Annotated in this window: 15 protein-coding genes; 2 read left to right on the top strand and 13 right to left on the bottom strand. The window is 64.1% G+C overall.

Annotated features, from left to right (window positions below; all coding sequences use genetic code 11):
- Positions 1 to 322: 322 nt before the first annotated feature.
- Entirely contained in the window at positions 323 to 940 is a 618-nt protein-coding gene (gene yihA / locus ACWHY3_RS17365; protein ID WP_303854009.1) for a ribosome biogenesis GTP-binding protein YihA/YsxC, read from the bottom strand.
- A 309-nt stretch (positions 941 to 1249) separates the two neighbouring features.
- Between yihA and ACWHY3_RS17370 the strand changes: the two genes are divergently transcribed.
- Together ACWHY3_RS17370 and ACWHY3_RS17375 are read left to right on the top strand one after the other, a co-directional pair.
- Positions 1250 to 1888, top strand: a complete 639-nt coding sequence (locus ACWHY3_RS17370; protein ID WP_303854007.1) for a thiol:disulfide interchange protein DsbA/DsbL — start codon at positions 1250 to 1252, stop codon at positions 1886 to 1888.
- A 4-nt stretch (positions 1889 to 1892) separates the two neighbouring features.
- Positions 1893 to 2714 carry an endonuclease/exonuclease/phosphatase family protein gene (locus ACWHY3_RS17375; RefSeq protein ID WP_071230992.1) on the top strand — a complete coding sequence of 274 codons (822 nt, stop codon included), beginning with the start codon at positions 1893 to 1895 and terminating at the stop codon, positions 2712 to 2714.
- Positions 2715 to 2790: 76 nt separating this feature from the next.
- Here the strand turns inward: ACWHY3_RS17375 and nuoN are convergent, their stop codons facing one another.
- From nuoN to ACWHY3_RS17435, 12 genes are all read right to left on the bottom strand, one after another.
- Entirely contained in the window at positions 2791 to 4248 is a 1458-nt protein-coding gene (gene nuoN, locus ACWHY3_RS17380) for an NADH-quinone oxidoreductase subunit NuoN (RefSeq protein WP_256961153.1), read from the bottom strand.
- On the bottom strand, positions 4245 to 5771 hold the full coding sequence (gene nuoM / locus ACWHY3_RS17385) for an NADH-quinone oxidoreductase subunit M (protein ID WP_448127112.1): 1527 nt from the start codon (positions 5769 to 5771) through the stop codon (positions 4245 to 4247). The genes nuoN and nuoM overlap by 4 nt, the downstream gene beginning before the upstream one ends.
- A gap of 92 nt (positions 5772 to 5863) precedes the next feature.
- On the bottom strand, positions 5864 to 7714 hold the full coding sequence (gene nuoL, locus ACWHY3_RS17390; RefSeq protein ID WP_448127113.1) for an NADH-quinone oxidoreductase subunit L: 1851 nt from the start codon (positions 7712 to 7714) through the stop codon (positions 5864 to 5866).
- Positions 7711 to 8019: an NADH-quinone oxidoreductase subunit NuoK gene (gene nuoK, locus ACWHY3_RS17395; protein WP_075568504.1), complete on the bottom strand. Its 309-nt coding sequence runs from the start codon at positions 8017 to 8019 to the stop codon at positions 7711 to 7713. The genes nuoL and nuoK overlap by 4 nt, the downstream gene beginning before the upstream one ends.
- Entirely contained in the window at positions 8016 to 8639 is a 624-nt protein-coding gene (gene nuoJ, locus ACWHY3_RS17400) for an NADH-quinone oxidoreductase subunit J (protein ID WP_303853997.1), read from the bottom strand. Before nuoJ ends, nuoK begins: the two co-directional genes overlap by 4 nt.
- A 76-nt stretch (positions 8640 to 8715) precedes the next feature.
- Positions 8716 to 9264, bottom strand: a complete 549-nt coding sequence (gene nuoI / locus ACWHY3_RS17405) for an NADH-quinone oxidoreductase subunit NuoI (RefSeq protein ID WP_087718658.1) — start codon at positions 9262 to 9264, stop codon at positions 8716 to 8718.
- 11 nt (positions 9265 to 9275) lie between these two features.
- The gene (nuoH, locus tag ACWHY3_RS17410; protein ID WP_071230997.1) at positions 9276 to 10259 is read right to left on the bottom strand and encodes an NADH-quinone oxidoreductase subunit NuoH; all 984 of its coding nucleotides are present in this window, start codon (positions 10257 to 10259) and stop codon (positions 9276 to 9278) included.
- Positions 10256 to 13030 carry an NADH-quinone oxidoreductase subunit NuoG gene (nuoG, locus tag ACWHY3_RS17415; protein WP_448127114.1) on the bottom strand — a complete coding sequence of 925 codons (2775 nt, stop codon included), beginning with the start codon at positions 13028 to 13030 and terminating at the stop codon, positions 10256 to 10258. The genes nuoH and nuoG overlap by 4 nt, the downstream gene beginning before the upstream one ends.
- A gap of 15 nt (positions 13031 to 13045) precedes the next feature.
- Positions 13046 to 14386, bottom strand: a complete 1341-nt coding sequence (gene nuoF / locus ACWHY3_RS17420) for an NADH-quinone oxidoreductase subunit NuoF (RefSeq protein ID WP_448127115.1) — start codon at positions 14384 to 14386, stop codon at positions 13046 to 13048.
- 31 nt (positions 14387 to 14417) lie between these two features.
- Positions 14418 to 14936 carry an NADH-quinone oxidoreductase subunit NuoE gene (gene nuoE, locus ACWHY3_RS17425; RefSeq protein WP_303853992.1) on the bottom strand — a complete coding sequence of 173 codons (519 nt, stop codon included), beginning with the start codon at positions 14934 to 14936 and terminating at the stop codon, positions 14418 to 14420.
- Positions 14937 to 14966: 30 nt separating this feature from the next.
- Positions 14967 to 16733 carry an NADH-quinone oxidoreductase subunit C/D gene (gene nuoC / locus ACWHY3_RS17430; RefSeq protein WP_332779711.1) on the bottom strand — a complete coding sequence of 589 codons (1767 nt, stop codon included), beginning with the start codon at positions 16731 to 16733 and terminating at the stop codon, positions 14967 to 14969.
- Positions 16734 to 16868: 135 nt separating this feature from the next.
- Positions 16869 to 17546, bottom strand: coding sequence for a NuoB/complex I 20 kDa subunit family protein (locus tag ACWHY3_RS17435; RefSeq protein WP_303853990.1), 678 nt, complete (start codon positions 17544 to 17546; stop codon positions 16869 to 16871).
- Positions 17547 to 17574: the final 28 nt, after the last annotated feature.

Raw genomic sequence — 17574 nt, forward strand, 5'->3', positions numbered from 1 at the left:
CTGCACTGGCGGCCGATTCGACACTTCCCAGCTCACGGCGAACCTTGAATCGGCCACCATTCGACGCCTGTTCAGGGTGGCGCTGCGCGCAGAATCGATGAGCCGGGTCTTGCGACATGGATGTCGCAAGAGGTGCGCAGGACAGGATGTCCGTTCGCGCCGACCCGAGCTCAGCGATGACGCGCGAAGGGTTTCGCCGCCCTGGGCGTCAAAAAGGGGAGCGCGAGGGGCTTGCCCCTCGCATCAACGAGCAAAAGGGTGGTTAGTACTCGGCCAGTTGTAAGCCAGGAACGCTCGAATGAGTCGCTCCTTCGAAGAGAACTCAACTGGCCAGCCACCGATCCATCACGCCATACGCCTGATCCAGCCCCTGGCGCTTCAGCGAGGAGAAGAGCTGCACGCTGACCAGGTCTTCCCACTCGGCCAGCCGTTTCCTGACCTGCTGCAGCGAGGCCTTGGCCGGCCCCTGCTTCAACTTGTCCGCTTTGGTCAGCAGGATATGCACCGGCAGTTCGCGATCGTCCGCCATCTCGAGCAGCTGGATATCGAAATCGCTGAGCGGATGACGAACGTCCATCAACAGGATCAACCCGCCCAGCGAGCGGCGACGGTGCAGGTAATCGGCAAGATGTGCCTGCCACTCCTTCTTCATCGCCTCCGGCACCTTGGCGTAGCCGTAACCCGGCAGGTCGACGAGCCTGAGCTGGTCGTCGTTCTGCAGCGTGAAGAAGTTGATCAACTGCGTGCGCCCCGGCGTCTTCGAGGTGCGCGCCAGCGCCCGCTGCTGGGTCAGCGCATTGATGGCACTGGACTTGCCGGCGTTGGAGCGCCCCGCGAACGCGACCTCGACGCCCCGATCCGGCGGGCATTTGGCCAGCGTCGGGGCACTGATCAGAAAGGTCGCCGTCTGATAGTTGCGGCGCTCGGAAGTGGCAGTCATGGCAGGCTCGATCATCTTGAGACGGTAACGCCGCGCAGTGTACCACGCGTGTTCCACCTCGGATGAAGCGTGACGTTCGGCGCCCCGAAGTCGAGCCGGCTGTTCGATGCTGCCAGAGAGGAGCGTCTGGCGGCCTACGCTTTTGCTTCCATTTCTGTCAGGCTAAGGGAAACCGGTCGGTAGCAGGCTAGCGACGGAACCTCACGGTCTTTCGCGGCTCCAACCTCTGTGGCTTGCCTATCGTCGACAGCGGTTTCATGGAACACGATGTCATCGACAATGATTTTCGATATTCAGGAGCAGTAACGCATGATCAAGTCTTTTATGGCGCTATTGGCCGGACTGACATTCTCGGGCGCAGTAATGGCGGCGGATATCGTCGAAGGTCAGGACTATCAGGTCGTCGACGAGCCGATGAAAACGGACGTACCGGCGGATCAGATCGCGGTCACCGAAGTGTTCTGGTACGGCTGTCCCCACTGTTACTCGTTGGAAGAACCTCTCAACGAGTGGGTCGCCCAGCTTCCCGACGACGTCACTTTCGATCGCATGGCGGCTCCTCTCGGCAAGGTGTGGGAACAGCACGCCACGGCGTTCTACGCAGCCGAACAGCTCGGTATCGAAGAGAAATTGCGCCAGGACTTTTTCGACGCCATCCACAAGGACGGCCAGCGCCTGACCGACAAGGACGACATTGCCGAGTTCTTCACCGACTACGGTGTCAGCAAGGATGAAGCGCTCAAGGCACTCGACTCCTTCGGCGTGAAAAGCGAGATCCAGCAGGCTTCCGCCAAGATGCGCGGCTACAAGCTGATGGGCGTTCCCGACCTGATCGTCGACGGCCGCTATGTCGTCACGCCCGACTCCGCCGGCTCGCTGGAAAACATGCCCAAGATCGCCAGCGCACTGATCGAGAAGGTTCGCGAGGAACGCACCGAGAGCGAGTGACGCCATGTCCCTAGCCGCCTCGACACCCGCCAGCGAGGTCGCGCCGACACTGAAACTGCTGACCTGCAATTTGCAGGTCGGCATTCATACCTCGGCCTACCACCACTATTTCACGCGAAGCTGGCAACATCTGCTGCCCCATCCCAAGCGCAGTTCGCGCCTCGATGTCGTGGCCAGTACGCTATCGGCCTACGATATTGTCGGGTTACAGGAGGTCGACGGCGGCAGCTTCCGCTCCAGTCACGTCAATCAAGTGGAATATCTCGCCAAGCGCTCGGCGTTCGATTTCCACTTCCAGCAGCTCAACCGCAACCTGGGGCATGTCGCCCAGCACAGCAACGGGCTGCTGTCGCGTCTGATGCCCAACCGGGTCGACGAGCACCGCCTGCCCGGCATGCGCGGGCGGGGAGCGATTCATGCCCGCTACGGCGAAGGACCGGACGCCCTGCATGTCTTCGTCGCTCACCTGGCGCTCAGCCAGCGCGGCCGCCTGCGACAGCTCGACTACCTCGGTGAGATCATCGAGCCGCTGCATCATGTAGTGGTCATGGGCGATCTCAACTGCACGCCGGAGCAACTGCTGGCGCATCCACGGTTCTGTCGCGCACTGGACCTCAACCCGCTCAAGCCGCAGCTCAGCTATCCGGCCTGGCAACCCCGCCGGGCGCTGGACCATATTCTGCTGTCTTCATCGCTGAAGGCCGAGCCGCCTCGTGTGCTGGAGGCGATGTTCTCGGATCATCTTCCCATTGCCATGGACATCCATCTGCCGGTTGCCTGCCGGCGAAGCATCGGCCTCGGCGCCGATCGCAGCACGGATACCTGAGATACGAAAAAGCGCCTCCGAGGAGGCGCTTTTCCCTACCGGATCGAGACGGCCGGCAGTCATCCGCCGACCACCGTCATCCCGCTACCCAGTTTACCCAGTTGATCATCGGCGTCGGGTAGAGCCCCAGCAGGATGACCAGCGTGGCCACGCCCAGCACCACCATGCCGCCGGCCCGTTCGGCCCAGTCGTGGGTCGCGTCGCGACGCTGCATGCCGGGTTCGTGCAGGAACAGCGTGACCATCACGCGCAGGTAGTAATAGAGCCCGATGGCGCTCCCGAGCACCACGCCGCCGACCAGCCACCAGCGATGGGCTTCGACACCCACCGCGATGATGTAGAACTTGCCGATGAAGCCTGCGGTGAACGGAATCCCCGCCAGCGACAGCATCGACACCGTCATTACCGCAGTAAGATAGGGGCGGCGCCAGAACAGGCCGCGGTAGTGGTGCAACGGGCTCGCGTCCGCCGTACCGCCGGTGGCCACGTAGGGGCTCGATACCAGCGTGACGACGCCGAAGGCACCGAGCGTGGTCAGCACGTAGGTGACCAGATAGATCCCCACGGTCTCCACGGCCAGCCCCTCGTTGACCACCAGCGCCACCAGCAGATAGCCGAAATGGGCAATCGACGAGTAGCCCAGCAGGCGTTTGAGATCGTTCTGGGTCAGCGCCAGCAGGTTGCCTACCAGCATGGTGACGACGGCGATGAAGCCGAGCAGGTCGTGCCACCAGTTCTCGTGAAACGCCAGCGTCGACTGGAAGAGCCGCACCAGCACTAGAAACACCGCCACCTTGCTGGCCGTGGCCAGGAATGTCGTTGCCGGCCCGGGCCCGCCCTGATAGACGTCCGGCGTCCACAGATGAAACGGCACGATGGAGAGCTTGAACGCCAGGCCTACCAGGAGCATGCCGGCGCCCGCCAGCAGCCACGGATCGCTGCCGTAGGTCGACAACGCTTCGCCCAGCTCGGCGAAATCCAATGTGCCGGTTATCGCATAGAGCAGCGCCATGCCGAAGAGCAGGAAGGCGGTGGCAGCCGCCGACAGCACCATGTACTTGATACCGCTTTCCAGCGCGCCACGGTCCCGGAAGGTATAGGCAAGCATCCCGAACAGCGGCATCGACAGCAGTTCGATGCCGAAAAACAGCGTCGTCATGTGACGTGCGGAAACCAGTACCAGCCCGCCGGCCGCGGCACTCAGCAGCAGCAGGTAGAATTCGTCCCGCGGACCTTCGTAGCCCTCGAGGTAATGGTGAGCCAGCGTGACGCAGGCCAGCGTCGACATCAGCACCAGCACGCCGCCGAAACGTGACAGATCGTCGACCACCAGTACCGAAGTGACATCGACCGTGCCCAGCGTCCAGCCGAACAGCAACGCCAGCAGCGCCACGTTGAGTCCGACGGCGGTCAGGATCGCGCTCAGCGTGTGGTTGCGCTGCCAGGCGATCGACAGCATCACCACGATCACGGTCAGGCAGACCAGAATCAGCGGAGAAATGGCCAGTAATGCCATCGTGGTAGCGTGGCTCATTGGGCACCTCCCGTCATTGCCCCGGCTTGCTGAACGCTCTGTTGCACGACCTGCATGGCGCCGGCGGAGGTATCCAGCAGCGGCTGGGGATAGATGCCGAAGAACACCACCAGGGCGACGATGCCGAACAGCAGTACCGTCTCGCGTCGATCCAGCCCAGCCAGCGGCGTCTCCTCTCTCGGCGGGCCGTAGTAGACGCGCTGCATGATGAACAGCGAGTAGACGGCAGCCAGGATCAGGCCAACGCTGGCGATGACCACGATCCAGGGTGCGACGCCGAATGCGCCGAACATCACCATGAACTCACCGACGAAATTGGCGGTACCGGGGAGTCCCAGCGACGCCGCCACGAACACCAGCGCGAATCCCGGCAGACCACGGATACGCCCCCACAGGCCGCCCATCTGGCGCATGTCGCGGGTATGCAGACGCTCGTAGAGCTGGCCGGAAAGAATGAACAACCCGGCGGCGGAAAACGCATGCGCCACCATCAGCGCCACCACGCCCTGCAGCGCCAGTTCGGTGCCGGCGTAGATGCCAATCAGCACGAAGCCCATGTGGGAAATACTGGTGTAGGCGATCAGACGTTTCAGGTCCTGCTGGCCGCAGGCGAGGATCGCGCCGTAGAAGATGCCGATCAGGCCCAGTGTCATCGCCACCGGCGCGAAGGCCTGGGACGCTTCCGGGAACAGCGGCAGTGCAAAGCGCAGCATCCCGTAGGCCGCCGTCTTGAGCAGGATACCAGCAAGATCCACGCTACCAGCCGTCGGTGCCTGGGCGTGGGCATCCGGCAGCCAGCCGTGTAGCGGCACCACCGGCAGCTTGACCGCGAAGGCGACGAAGAAGCCGAGCATCAGCCACCAGGCCGTGGTTTCGGACAGCGGCGTGTTCAGCAGGTCCGCATAGGCGAAGGTATACTCGCCGGTCGCGCCGTGATGGGCGAACACCAGCCCCAGGATGGCGATCAGCATCAGCAGGCCGCTGGCCTGGGTATAGATGAAGAACTTGGTGGCCGCGCCGATACGCGAACTGCCCCGGGAGCCGCTGTGACCCCACAGCGCGATCAGGAAATACATCGGTACCAGCATCATTTCCCAGAACAGGAAGAACAGGAACAGGTCGATGGCGAGAAAGACCCCGACCACGCCACCGAGAATCCACAGCAGATTGAGGTGAAAAAAGCCCACCCGCTGCACGATCTCCTTCCACGAGCAGACCACGGCCATGGCGCCGAGCAGCCCGGTCAGCGCGATCATCAGCAGCGACAATCCGTCGATCGCCAGATGCACCTGGATGCCGAAACGCGGAATCCAGTCGGCCTGCCACTCCAGCGTCCAGGCGTTGGCGGCCCCTTCCGCCGGCAGGCTGAAGTCGCTGCCGACCCACAGCCCCAGCACCATCGCCAGCTCGAGCAGCATGGTGCCAAGCGCGATCCAGCGTGGCGCCTGGTCGCCGAAGCGTTCGGCCTGCCAGCACAGCAGGCCGCCAATGAAGGGGATCAGTATCAGCCAGACCAGAGTCATGAATCAGCCATCCGCGATAGAGTGAATTCCGTGTGCTCCCGACACGATGTCGCCGAGCCGTCAGCACTGTGCATCGTTCCTGCGCCCATCTGTCAGCCCACCAGCAGGAAGGCAAGCAGCAGCGTCGCCCCCAGCACCATCGACACGGCGTAATGGCGCATCAGACCCGTCTGGGTCATGCGCAGCCCGTGGTGCGAGGCACGCGCCAGCCACGGCAGGATATTGCACAGCGAGTTGATCCAGTCGTCTCGATTGACCCTGACCAGTCCTTGATAGGGGCGCACGAACAGCCAGTCGTAAAGCGCATCGAAACCCCAGGCGTTGTGCCAGAACGTCCACAGCCGGGCGCCGCGCGGATCTGCCATCCCGCGACGAATCAGGTCGCGCCGACGCTTGAACAGCCAGCCGGCGAACAGTACGCCGCCGACGGCCACGATCATCGCGACGACTTCGAGAATGTGAGTTCCCAGCCCCTCTCCCGCCGGTCCGGGAGGCAACACCTCGTCCAGCGGAGGCGTCAGTTGCGCACCGATCGCGGTCGACATCACGATCAGCACGACCAGCGGTACGCCATGCACCAGGCCCTTGCCAGCGTGGGCGTCGCGGGCGTGATCGCTCTTCGGCGCGCCATGGAAGGTGCCGAGAATCAGGCGCACGGTGTAGATCGAGGTCAGCAGTGCGCCGAACAGACCGGCGAGCATCAGAATGCCGTGGCCGGAAGCGAGTGCCGACACCAGGATGGCGTCCTTGCTATAGAAACCCGCCGTGACCAGTGGCAGGGCCGCCAGTGCCGCGCCCCCTACGATGAACCCGGCGTAGGTCAGCGGCAGCTTGCGCCACAGCCCGCCGAGACGGCGCATGTCCTGCTCGTGATGGGTACAGATGATCACCGAGCCGGCGGAGAGGAAGAGCAGCGCCTTGAAGAAGGCATGGATCATCAGGTGGAAGATCGCCGCATCGAACGCGCCGACACCCAGCGCCAGGAACATGTAGCCGATCTGGCTCATGGTCGAGTACGCCAGCACCCGCTTGATGTCGGTCTGTGCCAGCGCCGCGAACCCCGCCACCAGCAGCGTCAGCGCCCCGATCACCCCGACCAGCAGCAGCACGTCCGGTGCCATCAGGAAGATTCCGTTCATGCGCGCGATCAGATAGACGCCCGCCGTGACCATGGTCGCCGCATGGATCAGCGCCGACACCGGCGTGGGGCCGGCCATGGCGTCCGCCAGCCAGGTGTGCAGCGGCAGCTGTGCCGATTTGCCGATCGCCCCGCCGAGCAGCATCAGCGCCGCGAGCTGCGGCATCAGGCCACCCTCGCTCCAGATCTCCGGCGCGCGCGCCAGCAGCGTCTGGATATTGAGCGAGCCGAGCTCGACATAGAGCAGGAACATGCCGATCGCCAGGAACACGTCGCCGGTACGCGTGATGACGAACGCCTTGAAGGCCGCCCAGCCGTTGGCTGACGTGCGGTAGTAGTAGCCGATCAGCAGATAGCTGCAGAGCCCCACCCCTTCCCAGCCGAAGTAGAGCAGCAGCAGGTTATCGCCCAGCACCAGCAGGATCATGCTGAACACGAACAGGTTCATGTGACAGAAGAAACGGGTCACGCCCTCCTCGCCGCGCATGTACCAGGCCGCGAACAGGTGGATGAAGAAGCCGACACCGGTGATGACGCCGAGCAGCGTCAGCGACAGGCCATCGAGCATCAGCCCTATGGTGGGCTGGAAATCCCCCACCGTGATCCAGTGCCAGAGAGTCAGCGTCTGCGCCGACTGGCCGTGGTCGTAGAAATCGATGCCGACCCAAAGCGTGCATAAGGCCGCCAGGCCGATCGAGGCGACCCCGATGGTGGCGCTGGCCCGCTCGGAGAGCCTGCCGAACGAGAGCGCCAGGATCAACGAGCCCAGCAGCGGGAAGACGAAGGTGAGGGTAAGTAGATTCATCCGCGCAACCTGCCAGCCGCATCGATATCGAGAGTCTTGAAGCGCCGATAGAGCTGCATCAACAGCGCCAGCCCCACGCTCGCCTCGGCCGCTGCCAGCGTGATGATCATCAGAAACATCACCTGGCCGTCGGCCTGGTGCCAATGAGTGCCGCCGACGATGAACGCCAGGCCGGCGGCGTTCATCATGATCTCCAGGCTCATCAGCACGAACAGCATGTTGCGCCGCGTCATCAGCCCGGCCAGCCCCAGCACGAACAGGATCGCCGCCAGCCACAGGCCGTGTTCTACCGGAATGCCCGTCATGCCTTGCCCTCCTGCGTGCGGTTCTGTTCACGTGTATTGACCGGGGTTTCACGGACCGGCGCGGCATCCGCCTGGGCCTGCTCGTTGAGCTCGCGCTGGCGCTCGCGGGCCAGATCGGCTTCATCGTGCGCTTCGCTGCGGCCCAGATGAGACGCCGCCACCAGCGCCGCCAGCAGCAGCATGGCGGCCAGCTCGACGATGACCAGATAGGGGCCGAACAGCGAGATCCCCACCATTTTGGCCGTCAGCGTCTCGCCACTGATGCTGCCTTCGTAGTCGCCGCTGGCCAGCGTGACGATCATCACGATCAGCAACACCGCTGTCAGCACCGCGGGCCCCACCCACGCCTTGGGCTGGAGCCAGGCACGCTCCTGCTCCACCGCCGACTCGCCGAGATTGAGCATCATCACCACGAACACGAACAGCACCATGATCGCACCGGCGTAGACGATGATCTCGAGCGCCCCCGCGAACGGCGCGCCGAGGGCGAAGAACACCATCGCCACGGCAATCAGCGACACGATCAGATAGAGCAGCGCGTGAACCGGATGGGTGCCGGTCACGACGCGAAGGGTGGCGAGAATCGCGACCAGCCCACTCAAGTAAAACGCGATTTGCATGCTTCTCTCCCAGCAAACGGCTTCGAACCGCAACCTGCACGTTGGCGCCGAAGTTCCGGCGCAGCGATGCCGTGACTCATGGCATCAACGACTTGACGTCGATCGGCTCGGCCTCGTTCTGCGCCTCGCCCTTGTCCTTGCCCGCGATCGACAGGCCCGCCACACGATAGAAATTGGTGCTGTGATCCTTGCCCGGGCCATCGATCAGCAGGTCCTGCTTTTCGTAGACCAGCTCCTGACGCCGAAACTCGCTCATCTCGAAATCCGGGGTCAACTGAATCGCCGAGGTCGGGCACGCCTCCTCGCACATGCCGCAGAAGATGCAGCGCGAGAAGTTGATGCGAAAGAACTCTGGATACCAGCGCCCGTCCTCTTTCTCGCCCTTCTGCAGCGAGATGCAGGCCACCGGACACGCCACCGCACACAGGTTGCAGGCGACACAGCGCTCCTCGCCGTCCGGATCGCGGGTCAGCACGATGCGGCCGCGATAGCGCGGCGGCAGATAGACCTGCTCTTCCGGATACTGCAGCGTCTCGCGCTTGCGCCAGCTGTGGGAGAAAACCATCCACAGCGTGCGCAGCTGCGTGCCGGTGCCGTTGATGATCTTGCGGATCTGATCAAGCATCGATGATCCCCTTAGACGCCCGGATCGATGAGCAGAATCATCGCCCCGGTGATCAATAGATTGACGAGTGTCAGCGGTAGACACACCTTCCAGCCGAAGCTCATGACCTTGTCGTAGCGCGGTCTCGGCAATGCCGCCCGCAACAGCACGAACAGGATGACGAAGAACACCGTCTTGAGCAGGAACCAGACGATCGGCGGCAGCAATGGCCCGTGCCAGCCGCCGAAGAACAGCGTCACCAGCAGCGCCGAGATCAGCACGATGCCGATGTACTCGCCGACGAAGAACATGCCCCACTTCATGCCGGAATATTCGATGTGGTAACCGTCGGCCAGCTCCTGTTCGGCCTCGGGCTGATCGAACGGATGGCGGTGGGTCACCGCGATGCCGGCGATGACGAAGGTACAGAAGCCGAAGAACTGCGGAATGATGAACCAGACGTTCTCCTGTGCGTTGACGATGTCGCGCATGTTGAACGAGCCGGTCATGGCGACGATGCCCATCACCGCCAGGCCCATGAACACTTCGTAGGAAAGGGTCTGGGCGGAGGCGCGCAGCGCACCGAGCAACGCGTACTTGTTGCCGCTGGCCCAGCCGGCGAACAGCACGGCGTAGACGTTGATGCCCGCCATCGCGAAGAAGAACAGGATACCGATGTTGAGATCCGCCACGCCCCAGCCGGGGGTGATCGGAATGACCATGAACGAGAGCAGCAGCGAGGCCATGGCGATCGCCGGCGCCAGCACGAAGAAGGTGCGGTCGGCGAAAGGCGGGATCCAATCTTCCTTGAAGAAGATCTTGAGCATGTCCGCCGCGATCTGCAAAAGCCCGAACGGCCCTACCCGGTTGGGGCCGTAGCGGTCCTGCCACAGGGCCAGCAGGCGCCGCTCGATCATGCTCAGCAAAGCACCGGAAACGACCACGACCAGCAGAATCACCACGGCCTGGAGCATCGCGATCAATGTCGCTTCGACTTGAGGCGTCCACCAGCTCATGGGCGCACCTCCTCAACCGAAGCCTGACGCTCCCCACCGGCCCGGGTGATACGCCCCCACCGCGTGGCACCCGGGGTCAGCGCGCCGGTGACCTCCTGAATCGTGCCGCCTGGCAACCCGATCATGCCTTTCGGCATTCCCGCGCTGAGCCGCGCCGGCAGGTCGAAGGCGGCACCGTCCAGCGAAATCGAGACCACGTCGCCCGCGGCAACGCCGAGTCGCGCCGCATCGGCTTCGCTCAACGCCACCTGCGGAGCCGCCATGCGCTCGCGGATCGGCTCGGCACGACGCGACATCTCGTCGCCACCGAACAGCTGCGGCAGATCGATTACCTGCCATTCATCCGCGCGCGGCGTGAAGGCGGCGGGGATCTCGGTGCAGTAGTCGCCATCGGCCATCGACACCGTGAACAGCCGCTTGCCCGGATCGCCGGCGCGCAGGTGACCACCGACTTCGTCCTGGAACTTGTTCCAGGCCTGAGGCGAGTTCCAGCCCGGCGCCCAGGCAAAGGCGACATCGCGGCGCGGTTCCTGATAGCCCGCGTAGCCCTCCATCGAGAAGGCGAACGGTGTATCGAGATCCACTGGTGCCCGCGGCTCGTTGACGTTGAGGTTGGCGCGCATCGCGGTACGGCCGCTGTAGCGGTGCGGCTCACGGGCGAGCTTCAGGCCGTGGATCCGGAACATCGCTTCCGGCGTATTCTGGTGCAGCGGCGCCAATGCCGGCGCGTCCTCGGCCACCGCCTGGGTCAGGTCGTCGAGCAGAATCGTCTCCATCGGCTGACGATCCAGTGTCGCATGCAGGGCATGCAACCAGCGCCAGCTTTCGCGGATCCGGGTATCCGGGCGCATGTAGCTGGGATCGAAGACCTGATAGAAGCGCTGCGCTCGCCCTTCCAGACTGACCAGCGTACCGTCGCTTTCGGCGAAGGTGCCGGCCGGCAGGCCGATATCGGCGCGCTCCCAGGTCGGCGTACGCTGATGATCGATCGTAACGACCGCCGTCGCGCTCGCGAGCGCGCTGTCCACGCGCGCCGCCGGCAGCCGGGTATAGAGATCGTTCTCGAGAATCACCACGCCGTCGGCATTACCTGTATCGAGCTGCTCCAGCGCCCAGTCGAGGGACTCGCCGCCGAGCAGCCCGAGCCCGACGCTATTGGCTTCGCGGCGAACGAGGGTCAGGCTGGCGTCCGCCTTCTGGCGCCGTGCCAGGGCGCGGGCGACATTGCCGGCCGCTTCGAGAATCGCCATCGAGCCCAGCGACTCGCCGGCGATGACCAACGGCTTCTTCGCCGCCATCAGCGCATCGGCGATACCTTCGGCCAGTTGCGATGTGACGTCGTCGAGCCCGTCGACAGCTGCCGCGGTAGGATCCAGAGCGTGCGCCACGGCGAACCCGAGACGAGCGATATCGTCGGGCGCAGCACGCTCGGCATGAGTCGCGATACCGTCGAGCTTGGTCACGTCCGGCGTAGCCAGGAACAGCGGATGGCCGGCATCCTGTGCGATGGTCTTCACCGCTTCGGCGTTCCACTCGGGAATGCCGCGTGCCGCGCCCAGCTCGGCGCCCTTGCCACGGACCGCCTGACGCACCGAGAGCGCGATGCGGGCGGCGCTCTGGATCAGATCCTCGCCGAGCACCAGAATCGCGTCGCACTGTTCGATCTCGCGCAGGCTCGGCGTCGCCAGCCCCGTCTCGCGGTTGAGCGCTTCCATCCGGCGGATTCGCGCCAGTTCGCCGGCTTCGATGCCGGTGGAGAAGTTGTCCGCGCCGACCAGCTGGCGCAGCCGATGGTTGCTCTCTAGGCTGGCCCGGGGCGAACCGATACCGACGATCCGTCTGGCACCGCGCAGCGCATCGGCGGCACGGTCCAGCGCCTCGTCGACTTCCATGGTGCGCGCTTCACCACCGGTCTCCCGGCATTCGGGGCGTGTCGGTCGATCCTTGCGGTTGACGTAGCCATAGCCGAAACGGCCGCGGTCGCAGAGGAAATAGCCGTTGACGTCGCCGTTGTAGCGATTCTCGATCCGACGGATATCGCCGTAGCGCTCGCCGGGGCTGATGTTGCAGCCCGACGCGCACTGGTGGCAGACGCTCGGCGCGAACTGCAGGTCCCATTTGCGGGTGTAGTGATCGGAGTGGGTCTGGTCGGTGAACACGCCGGTGGGGCAGACTTCGGTCAGGTTGCCGGAGAACTCGCTCTCCAGCGTGCCGTCGGTGACGCGGCCGAAGTAGACGTTGTCGTGCGCGCCGAAGGCGCCCAGATCCTCGCCGCCGGCATAGTCCTGATAGAACCGGGTGCAGCGATAGCACGTAATGCAGCGATTCATCTCGTGAGCGATGAACGGGCCGAGATCCTGATTGCGATGGGTCCGCTTGCGGAAGCGATAACGACGGCGATCGTGGCCCGTCATCACCGTCATGTCCTGCAGATGACAGTGGCCGCCTTCTTCGCACACCGGGCAATCGTGCGGGTGGTTGACCATCAGCCACTCGATCACCGTCTGGCGGAAGGCCTTGGCCTCCTCGTCGGCGATGGAGATGTAGGCGTCGTCCTTGACCGGCGCCATGCAGGACATCACCAGCATGCCGCGGGTGTCATCGGCGTCCTTGTACTGTTTCACCGCACACTGACGGCAGGCGCCGACGCTGCCCATCGCCGGATGCCAGCAGAAATAGGGAATATCCAGCCCCAGCGAAAGGCAGGCGTGGAGCAGGTTGTCGCTGTCTTCGACTTCGTAGTCGTTGCCGTCGACGTGAATGGTGGCCATGGCGTCGAACTCCTCCTACACGCTGCCGACCGGGATCGGGTCCGCGTGCGCTTCACCCTTGGATCGGGTGATGCCACGCTCGAACTCGTCACGGAAATAATGAATCGCGGATGCCAGCGGCATCGCCGCCCCCGGCGCGTGGGCGCAGAAGGTCTTGCCGGGCCCAAGGTCGCGGGCCATCTGCTCGAGCAGCTCGATATCGCCGGACTCGCCCTCGCCCGCCTCCAGCGCGCGCAGCAGCTTGACGCTCCACGGCAGGCCGTCGCGGCAAGGGGTACACCAGCCGCAGGATTCGCGGGCGAAGAACTCTTCGAGATTACGGGTCAGCGACACCATGCTCTGATTGTCGGCGACGACGGTCAGCAGCCCGGTGCCCATGCGACTGCCGACCTTGCCGATGGTATCGAAATCGAGCGCCAGCTCGAGATGCTCCGGCAGCAAAAAGCCGGTACTGCCACCGCCGGGCAGCCAGCTCTTGAGCGTCAGCCCATCGCGCATGCCGCCGGCGAGCTCGAGGATCCGGTTGCCGGTGGTCCCCATCGGCAGTTCCCACAGGCCGGGATTGTTGACCTTGCCGGAGACCCCGTAGAGCTTGGTGCCGCCATCGCTGCTGAGATCGCCGGAGAGCGCCTGGAACCAGTCGGCGCCGTGATTGACGATGCCCGGCACGTTGCACAGCGTTTCGACGTTGTTGACTACCGTCGGCAGCCCCCAGGCGCCGGACTGACCGGGAAACGGCGGCTTGGCCCGCGGATTGGCGCGCTTGCCTTCCAGCGAGTTGATCAAGGCGGTCTCTTCACCGCAGATATAGCGACCCGCGCCGGTGTGCAGGGCAATGTCGAAGTCCCAGTCGCTGCCGCGCACGTCCGCACCCAGCCAGCCGTCGGCGCGCGCATCGGCCAGGGCGCGCTGGATCGAGGCGGCGGCGCGGTGGTATTCGCCGCGCAGGAAGATGTAGCCCTGCTTCGAACGGTTGGCGAAGCCGGCCAGGATCATGCCCTCGATCAGCAGGTGGGGCTGCTGCTCCATCAGCAGCCGATCCTTGAACGTGCCCGGCTCCATCTCGTCGGCGTTGCAGACGATGTAGCCGCGCGGAACGTCCTCGCCCTTCATGGTCAGGCTCCACTTGAAGCCCGCCGAGAAGCCGGCGCCGCCGCGACCGCGCAGGTTGGCAGTCTTCACTTCTTCGGTCAGCGACTCGTAGGTGTGCTGCTCGAGCGCCTTGGTGACCGCATCATAGCCTTGCGTGCTGCGGTACTCGTCGAGCAGCACCGGGGATTGGTCATCGTGCAGGCGCCAAGTCAGCGGATGGGTCTCGGCGCGACGCTCGCTGGCAGATTGCAGAATACGGCTCATGTCTCTTTCCCCCGCGTCATGCGCATCAAGGTCATGAGTAGGCCTCCAGCAGACGGGGAATCTCGTCCGGCGTGACCGGCCCATGCAGATCCTCGCCGATCAGAATCGTGGGACCCCGATCGCAGGCGCCGAGACAACACACCGGCAGCAGCGTGAAGCGTCCGTCCGCCGTGGTCTGGCCCATCTGGATACCCAGGTGCGCGCTGAAGGCATCGCGCAGCTCCTCGTAATCGGTCAGGAAGCAGGAGCTGCTGTCGCAGATCAGGATGACGTGACGGCCGACCGGCTGGCGAAAGATCAGGCTGTAGAAGGTCGCCACGCCCTCGACGTCGGCGATACGGATTCCCAGCGTCTCGGCAATTGCCGGAATCGCGCCGTCCGGCACGTGGCCATGACGCTTCTGCACGATCTTGAGCGCCTCGATACTCGCCGCCTGCGGATAGGGATAGTGTGCCCGCTCAACGAGAATCGCCTCGCGATCGGCCGGGTCGAGCGCAAACGCATCGCTGGCGATCGTCGCGGCGGTGGAACTGGCGGTTGTCTGGTTCATGTTCGTCTCCAACGTCCTTACCGGCCTCGTTCAGCGATCCACGTCGGCCATGACGAAATCGATACTGCCCAGGTGAGCGATCAGGTCCGGCACGAAGCCGCCGCGCATCACGGCAGGAATCTGCTGCAGATGCGGGAAGCTGGGCGTACGAATACGCGTGCGATAGCTCATGGTGCTGCCGTCGCTGGTCAGGTAGTAACTGTTGATGCCCTTGGTCGCCTCGATCATCTGCATCGACTCGGCGGCCGGCAGCACGGGGCCCCAGGAGACCTGCAGGAAGTGCGTGATCAGCGTCTCGATGTGCTGGAGCATCTTTTCCCGCGGCGGGGGCGTGGTCAGCGGATGGTCGGCCTTGTAATCGCCCGCCGGCATGTGGTCGATGCACTGCTGAAGAATGCGCACGCTCTGGCGCATCTCCTCGATGCGCAGCATGCCGCGATCGAAGGCATCGCCGTTGACGGCCGTCGGCACCTCGAAGTCGAAGTTCTCGTAGCCGGAGTAGGGGCGCTTCTTGCGCAGATCGAAGTCCAGCCCGGTGGCGCGCAGATTGGGGCCGGTGACCCCCCAGTCGAGCGCCTGCTGGGTATCGAAGGCGGCGACGTGCTTGGTGCGGTCGCGCACGATGGCGTTTTCCATCATCGCCTTCTCGTATTCGGCCAGACGCTTGGGCATCCAGTCGACGAACCCCTGGACCAGCTTGTCCCACCCGTTGGGCAGGTCATGGGCCGTGCCGCCGATGCGATACCACGCCGGGTGCATGCGGAAGCCGGTGATCGCCTCGATCACTTCGTAGGCTTTCTGGCGGTCGGTGAAGGTGAAGAACACCGGCGTCATCGCGCCGAGGTCCTGCAGATAGGTCCCGAGGAACAGAAGGTGGCTGTTGATGCGGAACATCTCTGCCATCATGACCCGGATCGTCCTGGCCCGATCCGTCACGGTAATGCCGGCCAGCTTCTCAACCGCCAGCACGTAGGGCAGGTTGTTCATCACCCCGCCGGTGTAGTCGATGCGATCCGTGTAAGGGATGAAGCTGTGCCAGGACTGGCGCTCGGCCATCTTCTCGGCGCCGCGATGGTGGTAGCCGATGTCCGGCACGCAGTCGACGACCTCTTCACCGTCGAGCTGGAGCACGATGCGGAAGGCGCCATGAGCCGAGGGGTGGTTGGGACCGAGGTTGAGGAACATGAACTCGGTCTCTTCGCCTTCGCGCTTCATGCCCCACTGGGCCGGGTCGAAGCGCAGCGCCTCCTGCTCGACCTCCTGCCCTTTCACCGTCAGCGTATAGGGGTCGAACTCGGTGGCGCGGGCGGAGTAGTCCTTGCGCAGCGGATGGCCGGTCCAGGTCGGCGGCATCATGATCCGGGTCAGGTGCGGGTGGCCGGCAAAGTCGATGCCGAACAGGTCGAACACCTCGCGCTCGTACCAGTTGGCATTGACGAAAATGTCACTGATCGAGGGCAGCGTCAGATCCCGTTCGTGCAGCGCGACCTTGATCATCAGGTCAGCGTTCCGTTCGACCGACAGCAACTGGTAGAAGACGGTGAAGTCCGCGGGCGGCAGGCCACGACGATGGGTCCGCAAGCGTTCGTCGACCGCGCTCAGGTCAAACAGCATCGAGAAGGGCCCGGTCACGCGGCGCAGATACGCGAGGACATCGCGTAGATGCTCTCGCGCCACCCAGATCACCGGCATCCCGGTCAGGGTATCCTGCGGGGTGAAGGCCGCTTCCCCGAAATGTTGCGCCAGTTCGGCCACGACGTCGGCCGAGCCGGCGGCATGGGAAGCGCTGGAAGTCATCGTGCTCTCGTTTTGAAAAGCGCCGTTTTGAGAATCATCGGCTGCAGTCATGGCTGGCGGCCCCCGGTGCGAAAATCAATGGTCGAGAACGACCACAAGAATCAATGGCAAAGGACGATCGATGCGGTCGGTCGTCTAGACGCCATCCGGGGTGCGCAGCTCCTTGACCGCGATACGGCGGTCGCGATGCTTTTCGCGTTGCGAGGGCATCTCGGCGCGATAGACGCCCTGATCTCCGACCACCCAGGAGAGCGGGCGTCGCTCCTCCTGAATCGAGTCCTGAAGCAGCTGGAGGCCCTGCAGGAATGCTTCCGGGCGCGGCGGGCAACCGGGTACGTAGACGTCCACGGGCAGGAACTTGTCGACGCCCTGGACGACTGAATAGATATCGTACATGCCACCGGAATTGGCACACGATCCCATCGAGATCACCCACTTGGGTTCGAGCATCTGGTCGTACAACTGCTGGATGACGGGCGCCATCTTGATGAAGCAGGTGCCGGCGATGACCATGAAGTCGGCCTGGCGCGGAGAGGCACGAATCACTTCCGCCCCGAAACGGGCAACGTCATGGGGCGCGGTAAATGCCGTGGTCATTTCCACGTAGCAACAGGAGAGGCCGAAGTTGTAGGGCCACAACGAGTTCTTGCGCCCCCAGTTCACGGCCGAATGAAGCACGTCCTCGAGCTTGCCCATGAAGACATTGCGATGAATCTGCTGCTTCATCGGATCGTCGACAAGCTCGCGTTGGCCGAGGGGATAGCGATCAGCCGCGGAATCGCCTCCCTCCGCACGGGTCAGGGTGTACTGCATAGTGAGCCTCAACAAACCAGATAGAAAA

It is taken from the genome of Salinicola sp. NYA28a (assembly GCF_976982775.1).

Bases quoted from the DNA above. Each gene is read 5' to 3' on its own strand.
- yihA (WP_303854009.1), bottom strand. From the start codon at position 940: ATGACTGCCACTTCCGAGCGCCGCAACTATCAGACGGCGACCTTTCTG.
- ACWHY3_RS17370 (WP_303854007.1), top strand. From the start codon at position 1,250: ATGATCAAGTCTTTTATGGCGCTATTGGCCGGACTGACATTCTCGGGC.
- ACWHY3_RS17375 (WP_071230992.1), top strand. From the start codon at position 1,893: ATGTCCCTAGCCGCCTCGACACCCGCCAGCGAGGTCGCGCCGACACTG.
- nuoN (WP_256961153.1), bottom strand. From the start codon at position 4,248: ATGAGCCACGCTACCACGATGGCATTACTGGCCATTTCTCCGCTGATT.
- nuoM (WP_448127112.1), bottom strand. From the start codon at position 5,771: ATGACTCTGGTCTGGCTGATACTGATCCCCTTCATTGGCGGCCTGCTG.
- nuoL (WP_448127113.1), bottom strand. From the start codon at position 7,714: ATGAATCTACTTACCCTCACCTTCGTCTTCCCGCTGCTGGGCTCGTTG.
- nuoK (WP_075568504.1), bottom strand. From the start codon at position 8,019: ATGACGGGCATTCCGGTAGAACACGGCCTGTGGCTGGCGGCGATCCTG.
- nuoJ (WP_303853997.1), bottom strand. From the start codon at position 8,639: ATGCAAATCGCGTTTTACTTGAGTGGGCTGGTCGCGATTCTCGCCACC.
- nuoI (WP_087718658.1), bottom strand. From the start codon at position 9,264: ATGCTTGATCAGATCCGCAAGATCATCAACGGCACCGGCACGCAGCTG.
- nuoH (WP_071230997.1), bottom strand. From the start codon at position 10,259: ATGAGCTGGTGGACGCCTCAAGTCGAAGCGACATTGATCGCGATGCTC.
- nuoG (WP_448127114.1), bottom strand. From the start codon at position 13,030: ATGGCCACCATTCACGTCGACGGCAACGACTACGAAGTCGAAGACAGC.
- nuoF (WP_448127115.1), bottom strand. From the start codon at position 14,386: ATGAGCCGTATTCTGCAATCTGCCAGCGAGCGTCGCGCCGAGACCCAT.
- nuoE (WP_303853992.1), bottom strand. From the start codon at position 14,936: ATGAACCAGACAACCGCCAGTTCCACCGCCGCGACGATCGCCAGCGAT.
- nuoC (WP_332779711.1), bottom strand. From the start codon at position 16,733: ATGACTTCCAGCGCTTCCCATGCCGCCGGCTCGGCCGACGTCGTGGCC.
- ACWHY3_RS17435 (WP_303853990.1), bottom strand. From the start codon at position 17,546: ATGCAGTACACCCTGACCCGTGCGGAGGGAGGCGATTCCGCGGCTGAT.